Here is an 18776-nt window from a genome sequence, read left to right as displayed (position 1 = left end):
GCCCTTTAGCGCATCTTGTCGTCAACGGAAAGCGTGCAGTTCACCTTTGGTCGAAACGACGTACAAGGTTTGCCCGGCAACAACTGGCGCCGTAGTGGCACCGCCGGGAACCTCGACGCGGTGAACCAGCGTGCCGTCGAGCGGGTTATAGAACCTTAGATAACCATCGTTCGATGCGACAACGATACGCCCACCAGCCATGATCGGCCCGTAATGCGCATAGATTGCGCCACGCCGACCGGGCTTGTCCTTGACGAATCCAGGCAAGTCCTGCGCCCACACAATCGAGCCATCCGAGGCATCCAGACGCACCAACTGACTGCGGTCACTAATCAGGAAGATGCTGTTTCCAGCCGGCCAAACCGTATCAACGGCACCTTCATCCGCGGTCCATCTCCGCTCACCCGAAGTGGAATCGAATGCCACGGTGCGGCCCGAATGGTTGCCGATATAGATGGTATCGCCGACCACCATCGGGCCGCCTGTTACGTCAACGATCTGCGCTGCGGCGCGCCCGCGACGCCCACCAGCAACCGACGCGTTCCAGCGGCGAATACCACCTCTGCGGAACGTTGCAGCTATATCGCCCGAGCCAAATGCAAACACCGAGAAATCCGAGGCAATCACCGGCGCAGGCGCGCCCAACACATTGCCAACGCTTGGGGTGCCCTGAACCTGCCAGAGGATGCGCCCATCTTTTGTATCAATCGTCCATCCGATTTCATCTCCGGCGACAAGATACAGCAGGCCATCATTGATCAGAGGTGAGCCGCTGCCCGTAGCATTCAGGCGCTTTTGCCAACGAATGGCACCGGTTTTGCCATCCAGAGCGGTCAGGCGACCAAAACCAGAAGACACATAAAGAACGCCATTGGCATAGGCCAATCCACCGCCGGTTGCATCTGAATCCCCGTCGGTGCCAGGGATTAGATCTGTACTCCAGGCAACCTGCCCCTGCGGTGAGACCGCTGAAACGGTCGCTCCGGAATCCAGCGTGTAGACCAAACCACCTGCAACGACCGGCTCGGCCGTGATGCGCTGCTTGCGCGAATCTCCATCACCGATCGACGTTGACCACAGTTTCTGTGGAGTATTACGCAAAGAGGCATTTGTCGTCCGATACGCCGCGGTTCCCGGGCTTTGTGACCAGTTGGCATTGGCCGTCTGGGCAGGAAGGCTGATCGGCTTGGCCCCCTGGGTCTCAACCGTTTCATTGTCGGATGTGGGTCGGATGTCCTCACGAGCTCCGGGCAGGATGACCTCGGGTTCCTGACAAGCCGCCAGCAATGTCAGGGAAACAACCGCGACCGGCAACCCAATACGGGGGAAGAGACTAATCAACATGATACTCCGAACTTGCCTGTCATTTATTTTCTACCGGTTCAGCTTTGCCGTGCGACCAGCGGTTCCGGTTCACCACCCAACGCAACAATCAACTGTGTTGCGCGTTGCTGCAGATCTACGCCGATTTCAGCGTCCTGCCGCATTGCCTGCAAACGGGAAATGGCGGCATCGACTTGACCTTCGGACACTTCGATCAGTGCCAGTTGCTCCTCTGCCAGCAACCGCAATGGGGCTCCCGGCACGGCCAGCGCTTCGAATTGCTGACGCCGGTCTGCTACCGGCATTGTCTCGCTTTGCAGCAGCAAAGCCTTGAAGGTCGCGATGGCCCGGTAAATTTCAGGCAGATCACCCTGAACCGCAATGGCGTTCAGACTCTCAACAGCGCCCTGCCCGGACTCGATTTCGGTCTGCGAGGCAGAAAGCAGCATCTTTACAATCGCATCTCCACCGGGTGTTGGTGCAGGTACCAAGGCAAGATCATCGGCACGATCGGCGGACTCATTCTGTGCCATAGCGGCCAGAATCGCATCTCCCAGATCCTGTGCCTGACTGGTTGCGCGCGCTTTGCGCAGTTCGTTGAACGCGGCACCACCAACGATCAGAACAACCGCCACTACGCCAACCCAACCCCAACGGCGCAAAAGCAAGAACAGACGGTCGCGGCGCACCTCTTCGGTCACCTCATCAATGAAACTGTCGACGTCGCTCATCCCTGCTCCCCGGGCTTGTGTTCTTTGATATTGGGCAATGTCATACCCCGCTGCCATTGCCAAGCCAAGGGTCCGATTTCATACAATTCCCCCACCTGCGGATACCCTTGCAGAAAAAAGTGAACCGAACTATTCAGTTTAGTGTGGAAAAGATGAGGCCCCGCCCCCATTTCTAAGCATGCGCGCCGAGGGACAGTCGGCAAAGAATTCTGGGAGAGACCCTGTATGCGTTTGATTTCATTCGTAAACGCCTTTTTGGTGATTGTTGCCTTATTCTATTTGGTATTCGAAAGGGATGCATTATTAGCATTCGCCGGCCGCGATGATTCAAACCCGGGCACTACGTCCGAGGCAGAATCTTCTGAAATTCCCGCAGAGGATCGGCACGTAATCCGTGTAGTTGCACAGCGCTCTGTCGCCCGCGAAGTAGACAGCGCAGTGACTCTGCGTGGACAAACCAGAGCAAACCGCGAGGTCGAAGTTCTGGCCGAAACGACGTCAACTGTCGTATCAGAACCCAAGCGCAAGGGCAGTTTTGTCGAAGCCGGTGATTTGTTATGTGAGCTGGATCCAGGCACCCGTCCGGCAAGCCTGGCCGAAGCAGCAGCCGCCAAGCTTGAAGCCAAAAGCCGGGTGCCCGAAGCCGAAGCGCGTCTGCTGGAGGCACATGCACGCGTAGCCGAAGCCGAAATCAACTTGAAAGCCGCACGAAAGCTATCAGAGACCGGTTTTGGGTCGGAAACCCGCAGGATTTCCAGCGAGGCAGAAATGAGTACAGCCCAGGCTGGTATCAAAAGCGCCGAAGCCGGGCTGGAAGCAACACGCGCCGGTATCGAAGCGGCATCAGCCGAAGTCGAGGCCGCCGAACGTGAAATCGAACGCCAGACGATCGAAGCTCCATTCAAGGGTCTGTTAGAAAGTGACACAGCTGAGCTTGGAAGCCTTATGCAACCAGGGTCGCTGTGTGCGACTGTGATCCAGTTGGACCCAATCAAGTTGGTCGGGTTTGTTCCCGAGGCAGATGTGAACCGGATCATCGTAGGGTCCGAGGCTTCGGCCCAGCTGATCTCGGGGCTTCAGGTCTCTGGGCGGGTCACCTTCCTTAGCCGGTCGGCCGATGAGACCACCCGGACCTTTGAGGTCGAGATTACCGTTCCTAACCCCGACCTGACAATTCGGGACGGTCAGACTGCGGACATCCGAATCTCGGCTGAAGGGACCAAGGCACATCTGTTGCCTCAGTCCGCACTGACGCTGAATAACGATGGCAAAGTTGGTGTACGGACCGTTGGAAATGGGAACATTGTGGATTTCCTGCCGGTCACTTTGTTGCGCGACACTTCCGAAGGTGTCTGGGTCGACGGGTTGCCGGAAACGGCGGACATCATCATCGTCGGGCAAGAATTCGTGACTCGCGGCGTGATGGTTGAGCCAACTTATCGGGATGCAGCGCAATGACCGGAATAGTAAGCTGGGCCGCTGGCCGAGCCCGAATGGTTCTGGCATTTATCGCGATTTCCTTGATCGTAGGTGGATACGCCTATGTTGGCCTGCCGAAAGAAGGTGAGCCGGATATCGAAATCCCTGCGCTTTTCGTCTCGGTTCAGTTCCCCGGCATTTCCGCTGAAGACTCGGAAAACCTGCTGGTCAAGCCGATGGAAACCGAGCTGGCTGATCTGGACGGTCTCAAAGAAATGACGTCGACGGCTGCCGAAGGCTATGCCGGTGTCGCGCTGGAGTTCGATTTTGGATGGGACAAGACGGCGATCATGGCCGATGTCCGCGACGCCATGAACAGCGCCCAGGCCGATTTTCCTGAAGGGGCTGAGCAATATACCCTGACCGAGATCAACTTTTCTGAATTCCCTATTGTGATTGTCAATCTGACCGGGGCTGTTCCTGAAAGAACAATGGCCCGTGTCGCCAAAGACTTGCAGGATGATCTGGAAGCATTGGATTCCGTGCTTGAGGCAGGGATAGCCGGCAATCGAGACGAATTGCTAGAGGTGATCATCGACCCGCTGCGGCTGGAAGCGTATAACGTTACCGCCGCCGAGCTGATCAATGTTGTTCAGAACAACAACCAGCTGATCGCCGCTGGTGAGGTGGAAACCGATCAAGGCACCTTCTCGGTCAAGATCCCTTCGTCTTTCAAGACCGCCCAGGACGTGTATGACCTACCCGTCAAGGTCAATGGCGACCGCGTCGTGACCATGGGCGAGCTGGCGCAAATCAACTATACTTTCGAAGATCGCGAAGGCACCGCCCGCTTCAACGGCGAGGCCACCGTGGCACTGCAGGTCGTCAAACGCAAAGGCTATAACCTGATCGACACGGTCGACGAGGTCAAAGCCTCTATCGCAGCGGCCCAATCCAAATGGCCAGCCGAGATGCAGGCGGCGATCAAACTGGGCACCTCGAACGACCAGAGCCGGATCGTAGGGTCGATGGTCAGCCAGCTTGAGGGTTCGGTTCTTACCGCTATTGCGCTGGTTATGATTGTCATTCTGGCCTCGCTTGGGACCCGTGCCGCCCTGCTGGTGGGTTTTGCGATTCCAACCTCATTCCTGCTGTGCTTTGCATTCCTTGCGGTGATGGGGGTCAGCATTTCGAACATCGTCATGTTCGGTTTGATTCTTGCGGTCGGAATGCTGGTCGACGGGGCCATCGTGGTGGTTGAATATGCCGACAAGCGGATCAACGAGGGCGTGGGTCCCATGCATGCCTATGTCGAAGCCGCACAACGGATGTTCTGGCCGATCGTATCCTCGACAGCTACGACATTATGCGCCTTCTTGCCTATGCTCTTTTGGCCGGGCGTTCCGGGCGAATTCATGGGGATGCTGCCAGTTACGCTGATATTTGTTCTGTCGGCATCGTTAATCGTTGCACTGATCTACCTGCCCGTGATGGGCGGCGTTTCCGGCCGCCTCAGCCGCGTGTTTGACCGGTCGTCGAACTGGCTGAGGGCGCGAACAGCCTGGTGGGTTCGGGCAGCGATGGTTCCCCCGTCGTTATACCTGATCTTCCTGGGGGCGATGCAGACACTGAACCCTAATTACCTGGTCGATTCAGGTAGTTCGGTTCTTGGAATGATCCTGTTCATGCTAGGTGCGTTTGCCGGGTCGGTCACCCTGAGCGCGGCAAAAATCGAACGCGCCCCGGTTGAGCATGTGCAGACCAGCCGCGAACACACACGCTTTGGGCATGTGGTGAAGTTCCTTGTGGGCAACCCGGTCATGCCGCTTGTGTCAATCCTTGTGATTGGCTTCGCCGTGTATCTGGTCATGACGGCATTTGGGGAAAACAACCGCGGAGTTGAATTCTTCGTTGAAAGCGAACCAGAGCAGGCCACGGCCTATGTCCGAGCGCGCGGCAATATCTCTTTGGCCGAAAAGGACCAGATGGTACTCGCCGCAGAAGAGATTATCAGTGCGCACCCGGCTGTTATCAACGTCTTTGCATTCGCTGGTGAAGGTGGTTTGGACACCGGTGGACCTGGTGGCCAATCCCCGGCGGATACCGTTGGTCAGGTTCAGTTCGAAATCATCCCTTGGGAAGACAGACCGAACGTCTCGGAACCGATTTTCGGAGGATTGTTGGACCGGCACACAGTGGCGCCAGACTATGACGGCGACTATGTTCTGGAAGAGTTGAACAGGGAGCTTGCGCAGCTACCGGGGATCATCGTTGAGACCTTGCCGCTTGAGCAAGGGCCAGGCTCTTCCAAACCTGTCCATCTGCGGATCAAGGCCGATGGCTGGCAAGAGCTGACATCAGCCACTTTGGCCGCACGTGAGGCATTCGACGCCACCCCGGGCCTTATTAAGATCGAGGACACGCTGCCCCTGCCCGGTATCGATTGGCAGATTGACGTTGATGTCGCCAAAGCAGGCCGGTTTGGCGCAGACGTAGCCACCGTCGGTGCGATGGTACAGCTTGTTACGCGTGGCCTTTTGCTGGGCGAAATGCGCCCGGACAACGTGGATGATGAAATCGAAATCCGTGTTCGCCTGCCTGATCAGGATCGTGTCTTGTCAACGCTTGACACGCTCAAGGTCCGCACGGTCGATGGTTTGGTGCCACTGTCCAACTTTGTCTCGCGCAAACCAGTCGCCAAACTGGCCGAAATCAACCGTGTCGATCAGGAACGTTATTTTGACGTGAAGGCGGATGTTGAGCCCGGCCTGAGCAATGTTGTGGTCACAGGACCGGATGGCGCCGATCAAAGATTGGCAGTGGTGCGCGAACTCGCAGAGGATGAAAGCCCCACAGCTAGCGCATTGGCATTTCCCGATGGCACTCAGTTCGAACTGATCATGCTGACCGAGGCAGAAAGCACCGATGCTTTGCGCACACTGATCGAATCCGGTGACGCGCGCACCAGTCTGATTAACCCGAACGAACGGATTGTTGTGTTGACTGAATGGCTGGAAACCGATCCTTTTGGCAGTTCCGTCAGCTGGACATGGACAGGTGATCAGGAGGATCAGGCCGAATCCGGGGCGTTTCTTGTGAATGCCTTTATGGGCGCGTTGGGGCTGATGTTCGTTATTCTGCTCGCGCAGTTCAACTCGTTCTACAATTCGATCCTGGTTCTGCTGGCCGTGGTACTGTCCACAACAGGTGTTCTGATCGGTATGATGGTGATGCAACAGCCCTTCTCGATCATCATGACAGGAACGGGTATTGTGGCTCTGGCTGGGATCGTGGTGAACAACAACATTGTTCTGATCGACACCTATCAGGAATATAGCCAGTACATGCCAAGGATCGAGGCGATCATACGCACTGCCGAGGCACGCATTCGTCCGGTTCTGTTGACCACACTCACCACGATGGCTGGCCTTACCCCGATGATGTTCGGGCTGTCGCTGGACTTTATCAACGGCGGGTATTCGATCAACAGCCCCACAGCGCTGTGGTGGAAACAGCTGGCAACCGCAGTTGTCTTTGGCCTTGGTATCGCGACGGTACTGACGCTGATCGTGACGCCTTCGCTTTTGGCTATGCGGGTCTGGGTGACAACCTATGCCATCTGGTTGGGTAAGATTTTGGCTCGCGCCACAGCGGGAAAATCCAGCCAGGTGGCGCTGGATATGGCCATCGGTAAAGCCGCGATGAATGCTCAGGCAACCGAAATGGTCTGGGATGATGAGCTGCGTACCGACGATCCGAGCGCTGACAGTTCCGGGAAAGAACCGACCGGTTCACCGCTGAAAGCAGCCGAATAAAGAGCAACAGGGTTGGGCAATCCAGCCCTGTTTTACTCGCGCGTCCAGGTTTGATGCGCACAAATGTGATGTTCACACCCTTTGACCATCAGAGTGTCACCCTTCAGCGTCATTTGCGGAACTGCATCAACATCCACTAACGGTACCCAGAATTCACCCCCGCCATATTTACCACCGCCTTGGCTGCCGACATCCCAGAACAGTTTCTTTCCGATATTCGGCGTCTGTACTGCTTTTCCGCTGGCGTCATATGCAGATAAAATCTGACCACAGAACTTGTCACCGCAGGCTGTAATTTTGATGTCAGAGACGAGGTTCTTCCGGTCCGGCTCGGTCTTCCAAATTCCGATGATGGGGTCTCCAAGCGCATAGACCGGTGTAAGTGTGGCAACTGCCGCTATGGCTGGCACAATGAACTTGCGGAAATATTTATGCATAACAAAACCTCAGATGAGTGATCTGTAGTGTAACATAGTTTGGGCCGCCTATCAGGCCGCCTGCATATCCGATTGCTGGCGATTCCAAAGCTGGGCATAACGCCCCTCACGTTTCAGCAACTCATCATGCGTGCCTTGCTCCAGGATTTTGCCACGCTCTAGCACTACAATACTGTCTGCCTCGGCGATTGTGCTCAGGCGATGGGCAATCGTCAGAACCGTACGCCCCTCGCCCGCATGGGCCAAAGCATCCTTGATGTCTTGTTCGGTATCTGTGTCCAGCGCCGATGTCGCCTCGTCCAGCAAAAGGATCGGCGGGTTTTTCAGCAGCGTTCTGGCAATACCGACCCGCTGCTTTTCCCCACCCGACAGCTTTAGCCCGCGCTCACCGACTGTGGTGTCATAGCCTTCGGGCAACGTAACTATGAAATCGTGGATCTGGGCAGCCCGGGCGGCGGCTTCGACATCTTCCTGCGTGGCTCCGTCGCGTCCATAGGCAATGTTATAGCGAATGGTATCGTTAAACAGCACGGTATCCTGTGGCACCACTCCGATTGCCGCGTGCAGGCTGGTCTGCGTGACGTCGCGCACATCCTGCCCATCAATTTTCAGCGCGCCCCCGGTGACATCGTAGAACCGGAACAGCAACCGACCGATGGTGGATTTACCCGACCCCGTCGCACCCACAATCGCTACGGTTTGGCCCGCAGGAATGGTTAGGGAAACACCTTTGAGAATTTCCCGCTCAGCATCATATCCGAATTGTACATCATGCAAGGTAACCTCACCTCCTGTTACATCCAGATCCAGTGCATCGGTCTTGTCGACCACTTCGGCGGGTTGTTCCAACAGGTCAAACATCTGGCCCATATCGACCAGAGATTGGCGGATTTCCCGATACACCGTACCCAAAAAGTTCAGCGGTACGGTAATCTGGATCATATAGGCGTTGACCATAACGAAATCGCCCACGGTCAGCGTCCCGGCCTGCACCCCGATGGCTGCCAAGACCATTACACCGATCAATCCGCAGGTGATCAGAAAGGACTGCCCGAAATTTAGAAACGCCAGAGAATACGCCGTCTTGAGAGCCGCCCCCGCATAGGCTTTCATTGACACATCATACCGTTCAGCTTCACGCGTTTCAGCATTGAAATACTTGACGGTTTCAAAATTCAGCAGGCTGTCAATGGCGCGCTGGTTCGCCTCGGTATCCTGATCATTCATCTCGCGGCGCAGTTTCACGCGCCACTCGGTCACCGCAAATGTGAACCAGATATACAGCGCGATCGTTGCCGCGACGACCACCAGATACCAGACATCAAACAGCCACATCAGAATGATCGCAACAAGCAGCAGTTCAAGGATCAAAGGCCCGATGGAAAACAGCAGGAAACGCAAGAGGAACTCGACCCCCTTTACGCCGCGCTCGATAATACGGCTCAGACCGCCCGTGCGCCGCGTCACGTGATAGCGCATCGACAACTGGTGGATATGCTGGAAAGTCTCCAATGCCAGTGCGCGCAATGCTCGCTGCCCGACAGGAGCAAAGGCCGCATCCCGCAACTGCTGCAAACCAACAGTCATCATGCGCGCGACACCATATGCCACCGTCAACCCAACAGCACCCAACGCAACGGGGGGAACGCCCTCGCCCGCCAGGCTATCAACCGCGCCTTTGTACAAAATCGGGGTGTAGACCGCGATCAACTTGGCCAGAACCAACATGCCCATTGCAATCAGAACGCGGCGCTTTACCCAGGGTTCATCCTCGGGCCAGAGATAAGGCGCAACTTTCCGGATTGTACGCCAGCCAGAGCTGCGCGCGTCCAATTTTGGGATATTGTCGGAATTCATCGGGGCTACTCGTCTCTTCACGTACCGGAACTGCGGTCAGAGAGTGCCCCTGACCCCGGAAGGTCAGAGGTACAGGATTATTCCGGAATGGTGAATACCTGCCCCGGATAGATCAGATCCGGGTCGCGGATCGCGCCTCGGTTGGCCTCGAACAGTTTGACATACAAGACACCATCGCCAAATCGTTCCCGAGAGATAGCCCAAAGCGTATCACCCTTTTGTACTGTAACCGAACGGATGGCCGGTGTTTCCTGAGAGGGTGCTGGCCCATCGTCCACTTCGGCCACGCTCAGAACTTCTAGAGGCTCACGCTTGAACGGGGTTTCCAGACGGCTTTTAACCGTGCCGTCCGAGGCAACCTCATCCACACGCAACGTATACACACCGGGATCAATGCCTTCGATCTCGCTGCGCCATTTTCCATCATCTGTGGGCTGCATATCGGCGACCAGTTGGTTGTCCAGGTACACGCGTACCGCGGAACCATCAGCCACGCGGCCGGTCAGCTCGACCTCACCCGTGTCTGAATACCCGATCGTATCCAACGCGACCTGATCAGGTTCGGTGCTCTGAGGCGTCGCAGGTTGGACAAGCTCGACCCCGTCTTCCCCCGATCGCAGGATCGCAACCTGTTGCCCTTGCGTGGAATCTGTCGTTTCTTCAGAAGATGTGTCGCCGGTTTGAGCGACCTGCCCCGCCTCGGTTTCATCGCCGCCTGCGGATTCGTCGGCTGGGATGGTTTCTGCAGTATCGACCGATGCGACCTCTGGTTCAGGTTCGGGCAATGCCGCAATCAGATAGTCATCAGAGCGTACAGGTTGATCGCCCCCATCGGTTTCCAGCGTCAGACCGCGTGCGGCGGTGGAAAAGGGAATGGACACGAATTCTGCAAACTGGCCGCTGTCATCGACGGTAAAGCTGTGCAGTGTTTCGCCATCCAGCAACACTCGCACCTTAACGCCAGGCTCTGCGTTACCGGACAGAACCGCATTCCCATCAGGCTCGACGAAGATCTGGTCAAGGGCCGGAGGTGCAACTTCGGCAACATCCGCAACCGGTTCAGAAGTTTCGTCCACCCCTTCTGTCGACGCCCCGGCTTCTACCGTATCCGTGTCCGTATCGGCAGTCTGCGGGGCATCCCCTGTGTCGGAGGCAACAGAGGCGTTCTCTGACGCATCCTCCGCCACATCTGCTTGCGGCGCTGGGTCCAGAGGTGTGCGATCAAACGCGCCGGAAAAATACGCGCCGCCTGCGCCTAACAGAACCAGCAAACCGGCGATCACCCCCCAGGTGAAAGATCCGGAGCCTTCGCTACCCGAATTGGAATCCATACTCTTCCTTTCACTCCGCAGCGCAAATGCCTTATCTACAACGCATTCTGCCTGACGGTTGAGCCAATCTATCAATACCGCTATCACGGGTCAAAACCCCAGATACAACCCCGGAGAAGCCTCTCGATGTCTCAGAAATCCGTCTGTGTGTATTGCGGGTCACGCAATGGCGCCCAAACCAGCTATTCCGACGCCGCCCGGACCTTTGGCCAGCTTCTGGCGCAGGAGGGCTGGCGACTGGTCTATGGTGCTGGCGATGTGGGCCTGATGGGCGAAGTTGCGCGCGCAGCGCAATCCGCCGGAGGCGACACATTCGGCGTAATTCCCGTTCACCTGTTAAAGCGCGAGGTCGGCAAGACCGACCTGACCCGTTTCGTGATTACCGAAACGATGCACGAGCGGAAAAAGGTCATGATCATGAACGCCGATGCCGTGGTCGTCCTGCCAGGTGGTCCGGGTTCACTGGACGAATTGTTCGAAGCCCTGACATGGCGACAGTTGGGTCTGCACGACAAGCCCATTCTGGTCATGAATGTTGATGGATATTGGGATGCCCTGCATGATCTTGTGCAGCAGGTCATCGGCCAGGGATTTGCGGACACATCTCTGGCCGATTTCATAACGTGGGTCGACAGCCCGGAAACGGCGATGTCGACCCTGAGAGCGATGTTGGTCCCGCATAAGGGCTAGTCGGGCGGTGTGACCCGCCCGCAGATTGCCGCAGACCTAGGTGGCGGGTTTTAGACGGCTGATCAGAACCTGTTCCACTTTGTTCAGCGGGTGGTTGGTCAGGGTCTTATCAACCTCGGCCACCACTTTCCTTAGGACTTCGCTGTGCAGGCGGCGGCGCAGAAGCCCCAGAACATGAGGGCTGGCGACCAGTACCAGGCGCTTATATGCCCCCTTCAGGCCTTTGCGATTCAACAGATTTGCCACATCCTGCACGAACAGAGACTTGGCCTGCGATTTCCACTTGGGTTCCTCAACGGCTGATTTCTGATTTGGGCCATTGTCCGAGCGCCGCCCCGCCCGATCAGAGGGCCTAGCGTTTGGGACATCGCTTTCTTCGACCGAGACAACCACCAGATTGGGGTCTTCGGCATCTGTGATATTCTCCATGAACAGCGCCTTTTCCCCGTCGGCGATGACAATCCATGTTCCCTGCGTTAATGCGACCATTGCGATCTCCTGATTTGGTTTTTCTGAGACCATCCCTCATCTTTCAGGCACGGCTAACCATCTGCGCAACTTTGTTTTTCGCTGCGCCGCCTGGAATTTTTTTCAAGTGATTTGCGGCTCTCTCCTCCGCCACACTTAAAGTAAGCACTGCGCGCCGTCTTACAATCCGGCCGGACCGCGAAACTGCGACGATAGGCGGATTTTCACCGGTTAGGAGAACAGTTCGATTACCGTAATTTCGGGCGTTACACCAAAACGCACGGGCAGGATCGAACATCCGATACCCCCGGACACGACCAGATCACGATTGCCTTCGCGCACGTGACCATAGGCATAGCGATTGCCGAATTTCGAGGGCACCACTGGCGACCAGCCAAACAGCCGTACCTGCCCTCCATGAGTATGACCTGACAGGGTCAGGGCCACGCGATCAGGAACTTTGGGGAAGATATCCGGTTCATGCGCCATCATCACCACCGGTGCATCATCCGTGATCTGCCCAAGCGTCGCAGGCAGGTCATCCAGCCCTTGGTATCGACCATTGCCAGTATAAATCGCCAACTGATCTTCGAGGCCTGCAAGCCAAATCCCGGCACCATCCAGTTTGAAGGCCTCGTTTGAAAGCACCCGGATACCATTCCGCCTCAGCGCTTCACCATACAGATTCGGCCCGCCCCTGCGCTTTTGGGCTGACCGGTCATCCCACCAATCGTGATTTCCCAGAACCGCATAGACACCGTGCTTTGCCTGCAACCCGGACAACACCGGCGCCAGATCGGCAATTTTAACCGGTTGTATATTTATCCTGTGCCCGGCGGCATAGTCACCCAACAGCAGGATAAGGTCAGGTGATAGAGCGTTTGTGCGCCGAACGATCTGCTGGACTCTTTTCAACCCCACATAGGGCTCACCCACATGCAGATCAGCCAGCACCGCGATCCGCAGCGGCGGTGCGGTCCAGTCCGCGCGCCGGATCCGCCACTTACGAACACGCAGGCGCAGCGCGGGTTCGATGAAAAAACCATACGTGGCAGCAAAAAGGCCTGCCAGCATCACTGCCAGCAGGCCCTTTATGAACCCTCTACGGGTCACTGGATCACATCCGCGAAGCGACGTTTTCCCAGTTCACCAGATTGTCGAGGAAGTTCGACAGGTACACCGGACGCTTGTTGCGGAAGTCGATGTAATAGGAATGCTCCCACACGTCGCAACCCAACAGAGCAGTCTGACCAAAGCACAGCGGGTTCACGCCGTTTTCGGTCTTGGTCACTGCCAACGAACCGTCCGCATTCTTGACCAGCCACGCCCAGCCCGAGCCGAACTGACCGGCACCAGCTGCGCTGAACTGCGACTTGAACTCGTCAACCGAGCCAAAGCATTCGACCAGCGCCTTTTCCAGCTCGCCAGGCATGGCGTTGTCGCCGGGGCCCATCATCTCCCAGAACTGGTTGTGGTTCCAAAGCTGACTGATGTTGTTGAAGATGCCGTTTTGCGCGACGGCATTTGCGTCGTAGGTGCCGGTGATGATCTCTTCCAGCGACTTGCCGTCCCACTCGGTACCGGCGATCAGCTTGTTGCCGTTGTCGACATAGGCCTTGTGGTGCAGGTCGTGGTGAAATTCCAATGTTTCGGCGGACATGCCCTTGGCTGCCAGCGCGTCGTGTGCATAAGGAAGATCAGGAAGTTCAAAAGCCATCTCGGCCCCCTGTTGAAAATGAATGTTGCGGTTTCCAAAGGTTAAATGCTTTGGCAAGTGCCGCAGGTCAAGGGCAGAGATCATAAAACCCGGAGGTCCGCGATGCTAACTCAGGCGCGCAAGATGTTTTACCGCGCCCGCGGATACTATGCGGGCAGCCTGAATGGCGAGCCTTTCCGGCTGGATCCCTACCACTCGAAGTTCTGGCGCAAGGCCTCGGCCGGCGCCTGGGAGCCCGAGACTTTTGCCGTGCTGGATAGATATCTAACGCCGGACAGCGACTATCTGGACATCGGGGCATGGATCGGCCCAACGGTGCTGTACGGTGCCCGCAAAGCCCGCCACGTATGGTGTTTCGAACCGGACCCTACCGCGTTTCGGCATCTGGCGTGGAATCTGGACCTGAACGACATTCGCAATGTTTCGGCATTTGGCGTCGCATTGTCGGATCAATTCGGCGTGGCCCGTATGGCATCCATTCGCGGTGAACCCGGGGATTCCACCAGTTCACTGTTGCATGACGGGGTGCATGGGATAGATGCATTGACCATCGAGTGGGATCAGTTCGAGGCCGTAAATGACCTATCGGGTGTATCTCTGGTCAAAATGGATATTGAGGGGGCTGAGTTTTTTGTACTGCCGACGATCCTGCCCTGGTTGAAACGGACGCGACCCACTCTGTACCTCTCACTCCACTCACCGCTTTTGGCTGAAGAGGACAGACATCAGCGGACATCCGACCTGCTGAACAGCCTCTCCTTTTATTCTAAAATTACTGACGAAACCGGACGCCCGCTGGATGTTCAGAAAGCGCTCAGCCCAACGGAAATGACACGGTACCGTACGGTTTTGTTTACTGGCTAGAATGCGGCCATTAGCCCTGTCGAAGTAGGTGTTTCCCCACTTGCAACCCAAGCGTGAGCTGGTTGAAGTGCACCCACGGAATAGTTTGAAGGATAACAAAAATGAAAGCTTCGCTTTCGGCGATTGCTGCGATGATCGTTTCCGCGCATTCAGTTTTAGCTGGTACTGTCGAATACAAATGTGAAATCACGAAGCCGGACGGCCACGGCTGGATCGCGCCCGAATATTTTTTTCAAGTAGATACTGACACGCGTGAGGCCAAAGTTGTCAGCGGCCATCACGATTGGACCAGCGCCCAACTTAAAGTGAAAAAAAGTGGCGAATATCGCTTGCTTTGGAACGTCACCCTCCGGTCAAGCGAAGGACAAAATCTGCGCATGAAATATCAGGCAAATCTTAATTCAGCAAAAAACACTGTCAAAGTTCGCGCCAGTTTTGCTCATATAAGCGCTGCCAACAAGCCATATGGATCCGGAGTCTGCAGCGTATTCACCGGGTAAAGAAAGCCCCGGTGTGACCGGGGCTTTTTAGTTCACTTCGGTTCAGTAAATCCCGACGCCGCTGCCGGGCTGCGCCGCAACTTTAAGCAGTTTGAACACGTAGTCTGCGGTTGACCGGAAGCAGACGACGCGGAGAGTTTCGGCGTCATCCATCCAGAACGCACCGGCAACCTGCGCCAAGCGCGAACGGCGGATTTGGCCGGGTTGGAAGGCGTCAGCCGACAGATCTACCGGGGCCAGTTTGCCCAGAACTTCGCGAGCGTTCGCGCCCGAGATGCTGAACACCGCGCGGGCATCCGAGACGTTGACCGCCAGGGCATGCACACCGCTCAGCGCGTTGGTCATCGCGGCCAGTTTGGCCTCGACCTCGGCATATGGGACAAGCACAAGCAATTCGTCGGTGGACATCCAGCAAACACCGCAGTCTCCGTCGACAAATGCCTCGCGCTGGCCGGGTACTTTCTTGCCGGTGGCGTCTTTGACGGCCTTGGCCAGAACCTTGTCGGACAGGTCGCCGCGCAGGGTGATCATGCCCTGCAGGCCGCATTCTTCAACCTTGGCGATGCCCTCATAGCTGGCGTGGTTCAGTGCGCTGATGGGTTCAGACATTCTGCTTCTCCCCGTCCTTGTCGAAGAAGATCGGATCCACGATCTTTGCTTTGTAGGATTTGCCATCGGTGCCCGGGAACTCGACAATCTCGCCCATGCGGTCAGGACCATGCTTGATCAAGCCCATGGCGATGCCTTTGCCCAGATTGGCCGAATAATAGGTTGAGGTCACACGACCGATCATGTTGCGCTGACCATTGGCGTTGACGCCCTCGCCCACTGCGTAAGCCCCATCCGGGATGACAGAACCATCCACAGTCTCAAGACCCACCAGTTTCCAGCGCTCTGGATCGGCCATATGGCTGCGGGAATGAGCGCGCTTGCCGAGGTAATCCTCTTTCTTTTTCGACAGCGCCCAATGCAACCCCAGATCCTGCGGGATCACGGTGCCGTCGGTCTCATCGCCGATCATGATAAAGCCTTTCTCGGCACGCAGAATGTGCAGACATTCAGTGCCATAGGGCATCACGCCGAATTCCTTGCCTGCATCCATCAGCGCATTCCAGAAGGCCTGCCCTTGTGATGCAGGGACGGCGATCTCGTACGACAGCTCACCCGAGAACGAGATGCGATAAGCCCGGCAATCAAAGTCGCCGATCTTGCCATCGCGCCACTCCATGAAGGGCAGCGCCTCTTTCGACACATCCATGCCGCCGAGCTTTTCAAGCACCTTGCGGGCGTTGGGGCCAACAACGGCGACCTGCGCATATTGCTCGGTCACGTTGGCAACATAGACTTTCCAGTCCCACCATTCGGTTTGCAGCCATTCTTCCATGTGACCGTGGATACGTTCGGCCCCGCCGGTGGTGGTGTGGCACAACCATGTGTCTTCGTCGATCCTGGCAACAACACCGTCATCGATCAGAAAGCCATTTTCGGAACACATCAGGCCATAGCGGCATTTGCCGATCTTCAGCGTAGACATCATGTTGGTGTACATCATGTCCAGGAACTTGCCTGCGTCCGGCCCTTTTACGATCAGCTTGCCCAGGGTCGAGGCATCCAGCAGACCGAGGTTCTCGCGGGTGTTTTTCACCTCACGGTTCACGGCGTCATGCACGGATTCACCCGGACGAACATAGGCATAAGTCCGGCGCCAGTGGCCGACCGGCTCCCAATCGGCGCCGTTCTTGTCGTGCCAGTTATGCATCGGAGTCTGGCGGATTGGCTGGAACACCTCACCACGTGCCTCACCGCCGATAGATGCCATTGAAATTGGGGTGTAAGGCGGGCGGAACGTTGTTGTTCCAACCTTCGGGATTTCGGAGTCCAACGCATCAGCTAGGATCGCCAATCCGTTGATGTTACTCAGTTTACCCTGATCCGTTGCCATGCCCAGAGTGGTGTAACGCTTGGTATGTTCAACGCTCTCATACCCCTCACGCGCGGCAAGTTGCACGTCCGAAACTTTGACGTCGTTTTGGAAGTCCAGCCAGGACTTCATCCGCAGTTGAATATCCGCGTTCGCAGGCATCAACCAGACCGCAGCCATAGGTGCCTCGGACGTAGTTTCCCCGACAGGCGCTTTGGTGCGTTTGATTTTGAATCCAGCCGCTTTGGCTGCGGCCTTACCAGCTGCATCGGCATCGGCCAGCACATCGACCAGCGCCATCGGGCCATTCGATGCCCCGGCGGCTACGACGAACCCTTCGCCATCGGCCCCAAGCGGGGGTCGTGCAGGATCCGGCCGGAAATGCGCATTGGCATCGTCCCAGATCAGCTTGCCGCCGCAATGCGACCACATATGCACGACCGGAGACCAACCGCCCGACATCGCAACCGCATCGCATTCCACCTCTTCACGGGCGCCACCGATGCCGTCCTGATTGCAGATGGCAACTTTCTTGACGCGTTTGCCGCCTTTGACTTTGGCAATGGCCTTGCCCACATCGACGCGGATACCCAGTTGGCGCGCCTCTTCAGCCAGAGGGCCCGAGGTAGCCCTTGCGTCAACCACACGCAAGATATCCACACCGGCCTGTTTCAGGGTGATCGCAGTCCGGTAGGCGTCGTCATTATTGGTGGCCACAATCACCTTTTCACCGGGTGTCACACCCCAGTTCACGACATAGTCCCGCATGGCCGAGGCCAGCATGACACCTGGCACATCATTGCCCGCAAAGGACAACGGACGCTCAATCGCACCGGTAGCAGTCACGACCTGTTTCGCCCGAATACGCCACAGACGATGGCGCGGGCCCTGTGCACCAGGCTTGTGGTCTGTCAGGCGTTCATAGCCCAGCACATAGCCATGGTCATAGACCCCTGCACCCATGCAGCGATTGCGCAAGATGACGTTGTCCATTGTTTCAAGTTCGGAAACAATTTGTTCCACGAAATTATCCACAGGCTCATCATTGATTGTGCCGCCATCAACTGGGGCACGGCCACCCCAATGCGCGGTCTGCTCAATCAACATGACCTTTGCACCGGACTGAGCGGCCACTTTGGCAGCCTGCAAACCGGCCACACCGCCACCGATCACCAACACATCGACGAAGTTGTAGAAATGTTCATAGGTATCCGCATCACGGCTGTCCTTGTCGGGGGCTTTGCCCAGACCGGCAGATTGGCGGATGAACGGCTCGTAGACATGTTTCCAGAACGGCTTGGGATGAATGAACATCTTGTAATAGAAGCCAGCCGGCAGGAACCGCGACAGGTGCGTATTGATCGCACCGATATCAAATTCCAGGTTCGGCCAGTGGTTCTGCGAGATCGAGGTCAGACCGTTGAACAGCTCGGTCGTGGTGGCGCGCTGGTTCGGCTCGAACCGATTGCCCTGCCCCAGACCGACCAGAGCGTTGGGTTCTTCCGCACCACTGGCGACAACACCACGCGGGCGGTGATACTTGAACGAACGGCCCATCATCATCTGATCATTAGCCAGCAAGGCCGAGGCAAGCGTGTCGCCTTCGTAGCCCTGCATCGAAGTGCCGTTGAAGGAGAATGTGACCTGTTTCGACCGGTCAATCAGCCGGCCTTGATTTGCGAGACGGGTGCTCATGATGCGGA

Annotated in this window: 15 protein-coding genes; 5 read left to right on the top strand and 10 right to left on the bottom strand. The window is 56.7% G+C overall.

What is annotated here, in order from left to right:
* Positions 1-21 precede the first annotated feature (21 nt).
* Together AC2FJW_RS06195 and AC2FJW_RS06190 are read right to left on the bottom strand one after the other, a co-directional pair.
* Positions 22-1344, bottom strand: coding sequence for a PQQ-like beta-propeller repeat protein (locus tag AC2FJW_RS06195; RefSeq protein ID WP_496749513.1), 1323 nt, complete (start codon positions 1342-1344; stop codon positions 22-24).
* Positions 1345-1382: 38 nt separating this feature from the next.
* Positions 1383-2054 (bottom strand): hypothetical protein, encoded by a 672-nt coding sequence (locus AC2FJW_RS06190; protein WP_142633066.1) that lies wholly within the window; start codon positions 2052-2054, stop codon positions 1383-1385.
* Between the two features lie 225 nt (positions 2055-2279).
* Here AC2FJW_RS06190 and AC2FJW_RS06185 point away from each other — a divergent pair, with 225 nt between their 5' ends.
* A complete protein-coding gene (locus tag AC2FJW_RS06185) occupies positions 2280-3512 on the top strand; it encodes an efflux RND transporter periplasmic adaptor subunit (protein WP_496700555.1) in 1233 nt (410 codons plus the stop codon).
* Positions 3509-7288, top strand: a complete 3780-nt coding sequence (locus AC2FJW_RS06180; protein ID WP_496749512.1) for an efflux RND transporter permease subunit — start codon at positions 3509-3511, stop codon at positions 7286-7288. The genes AC2FJW_RS06185 and AC2FJW_RS06180 overlap by 4 nt, the downstream gene beginning before the upstream one ends.
* A 32-nt stretch (positions 7289-7320) precedes the next feature.
* On the opposite strand, the gene AC2FJW_RS06175 is transcribed toward AC2FJW_RS06180, so the two are convergent.
* From AC2FJW_RS06175 to AC2FJW_RS06165, 3 genes are all read right to left on the bottom strand, one after another.
* A complete protein-coding gene (locus tag AC2FJW_RS06175) occupies positions 7321-7725 on the bottom strand; it encodes a DUF2147 domain-containing protein (RefSeq protein ID WP_496692368.1) in 405 nt (134 codons plus the stop codon).
* Positions 7726-7776: 51 nt separating this feature from the next.
* Positions 7777-9582 carry an ABCB family ABC transporter ATP-binding protein/permease gene (locus tag AC2FJW_RS06170; protein WP_496692369.1) on the bottom strand — a complete coding sequence of 602 codons (1806 nt, stop codon included), beginning with the start codon at positions 9580-9582 and terminating at the stop codon, positions 7777-7779.
* A gap of 77 nt (positions 9583-9659) precedes the next feature.
* Positions 9660-10913 carry a LysM peptidoglycan-binding domain-containing protein gene (locus tag AC2FJW_RS06165; RefSeq protein WP_496749511.1) on the bottom strand — a complete coding sequence of 418 codons (1254 nt, stop codon included), beginning with the start codon at positions 10911-10913 and terminating at the stop codon, positions 9660-9662.
* A gap of 126 nt (positions 10914-11039) precedes the next feature.
* On the opposite strand from AC2FJW_RS06165, the gene AC2FJW_RS06160 reads away from it, so the two are divergent.
* Positions 11040-11603, top strand: coding sequence for an LOG family protein (locus AC2FJW_RS06160; protein WP_496749510.1), 564 nt, complete (start codon positions 11040-11042; stop codon positions 11601-11603).
* 36 nt (positions 11604-11639) lie between these two features.
* Here AC2FJW_RS06160 and AC2FJW_RS06155 read toward each other — a convergent pair whose 3' ends face one another.
* The 3 genes from AC2FJW_RS06155 to AC2FJW_RS06145 all read right to left on the bottom strand — a co-directional run bounded on the left by AC2FJW_RS06155 (position 11640) and on the right by AC2FJW_RS06145 (position 13788).
* Positions 11640-12092, bottom strand: coding sequence for a host attachment family protein (locus tag AC2FJW_RS06155; protein WP_271947746.1), 453 nt, complete (start codon positions 12090-12092; stop codon positions 11640-11642).
* Between the two features lie 210 nt (positions 12093-12302).
* On the bottom strand, positions 12303-13184 hold the full coding sequence (locus AC2FJW_RS06150; RefSeq protein ID WP_496749509.1) for a metallophosphoesterase: 882 nt from the start codon (positions 13182-13184) through the stop codon (positions 12303-12305).
* Positions 13185-13188: 4 nt separating this feature from the next.
* Positions 13189-13788 (bottom strand): superoxide dismutase, encoded by a 600-nt coding sequence (locus AC2FJW_RS06145; RefSeq protein ID WP_142633050.1) that lies wholly within the window; start codon positions 13786-13788, stop codon positions 13189-13191.
* A 102-nt stretch (positions 13789-13890) separates the two neighbouring features.
* Here AC2FJW_RS06145 and AC2FJW_RS06140 point away from each other — a divergent pair, with 102 nt between their 5' ends.
* Together AC2FJW_RS06140 and AC2FJW_RS06135 are read left to right on the top strand one after the other, a co-directional pair.
* On the top strand, positions 13891-14652 hold the full coding sequence (locus tag AC2FJW_RS06140) for an FkbM family methyltransferase (protein ID WP_496749508.1): 762 nt from the start codon (positions 13891-13893) through the stop codon (positions 14650-14652).
* 101 nt (positions 14653-14753) lie between these two features.
* Positions 14754-15152 (top strand): hypothetical protein, encoded by a 399-nt coding sequence (locus AC2FJW_RS06135; protein WP_496749507.1) that lies wholly within the window; start codon positions 14754-14756, stop codon positions 15150-15152.
* A gap of 42 nt (positions 15153-15194) precedes the next feature.
* On the opposite strand, the gene AC2FJW_RS06130 is transcribed toward AC2FJW_RS06135, so the two are convergent.
* The gene (locus tag AC2FJW_RS06130; RefSeq protein ID WP_496749506.1) at positions 15195-15761 is read right to left on the bottom strand and encodes a sarcosine oxidase subunit gamma; all 567 of its coding nucleotides are present in this window, start codon (positions 15759-15761) and stop codon (positions 15195-15197) included.
* Positions 15754-18768, bottom strand: coding sequence for a sarcosine oxidase subunit alpha family protein (locus AC2FJW_RS06125; protein ID WP_496749505.1), 3015 nt, complete (start codon positions 18766-18768; stop codon positions 15754-15756). Before AC2FJW_RS06125 ends, AC2FJW_RS06130 begins: the two co-directional genes overlap by 8 nt.
* Positions 18769-18776 lie beyond the last annotated feature (8 nt).

The organism is Ruegeria sp. CDSA020, from assembly GCF_059612345.1.
The sequence above is the reverse complement of the archived record's forward strand: the minus strand, read 5'-3'. Positions and strand labels throughout refer to the sequence as shown.

Excerpts from the sequence above, each read along its gene's own strand:
- AC2FJW_RS06195 (WP_496749513.1), bottom strand. The coding sequence starts at position 1,344 with ATGTTGATTAGTCTCTTCCCCCGTATTGGGTTGCCGGTCGCGGTTGTT.
- AC2FJW_RS06190 (WP_142633066.1), bottom strand. The coding sequence starts at position 2,054 with ATGAGCGACGTCGACAGTTTCATTGATGAGGTGACCGAAGAGGTGCGC.
- AC2FJW_RS06185 (WP_496700555.1), top strand. The coding sequence starts at position 2,280 with ATGCGTTTGATTTCATTCGTAAACGCCTTTTTGGTGATTGTTGCCTTA.
- AC2FJW_RS06180 (WP_496749512.1), top strand. The coding sequence starts at position 3,509 with ATGACCGGAATAGTAAGCTGGGCCGCTGGCCGAGCCCGAATGGTTCTG.
- AC2FJW_RS06175 (WP_496692368.1), bottom strand. The coding sequence starts at position 7,725 with ATGCATAAATATTTCCGCAAGTTCATTGTGCCAGCCATAGCGGCAGTT.
- AC2FJW_RS06170 (WP_496692369.1), bottom strand. The coding sequence starts at position 9,582 with ATGAATTCCGACAATATCCCAAAATTGGACGCGCGCAGCTCTGGCTGG.
- AC2FJW_RS06165 (WP_496749511.1), bottom strand. The coding sequence starts at position 10,913 with ATGGATTCCAATTCGGGTAGCGAAGGCTCCGGATCTTTCACCTGGGGG.
- AC2FJW_RS06160 (WP_496749510.1), top strand. The coding sequence starts at position 11,040 with ATGTCTCAGAAATCCGTCTGTGTGTATTGCGGGTCACGCAATGGCGCC.
- AC2FJW_RS06155 (WP_271947746.1), bottom strand. The coding sequence starts at position 12,092 with ATGGTCGCATTAACGCAGGGAACATGGATTGTCATCGCCGACGGGGAA.
- AC2FJW_RS06145 (WP_142633050.1), bottom strand. The coding sequence starts at position 13,788 with ATGGCTTTTGAACTTCCTGATCTTCCTTATGCACACGACGCGCTGGCA.
- AC2FJW_RS06140 (WP_496749508.1), top strand. The coding sequence starts at position 13,891 with ATGCTAACTCAGGCGCGCAAGATGTTTTACCGCGCCCGCGGATACTAT.
- AC2FJW_RS06135 (WP_496749507.1), top strand. The coding sequence starts at position 14,754 with ATGAAAGCTTCGCTTTCGGCGATTGCTGCGATGATCGTTTCCGCGCAT.
- AC2FJW_RS06130 (WP_496749506.1), bottom strand. The coding sequence starts at position 15,761 with ATGTCTGAACCCATCAGCGCACTGAACCACGCCAGCTATGAGGGCATC.
- AC2FJW_RS06125 (WP_496749505.1), bottom strand. The coding sequence starts at position 18,768 with ATGAGCACCCGTCTCGCAAATCAAGGCCGGCTGATTGACCGGTCGAAA.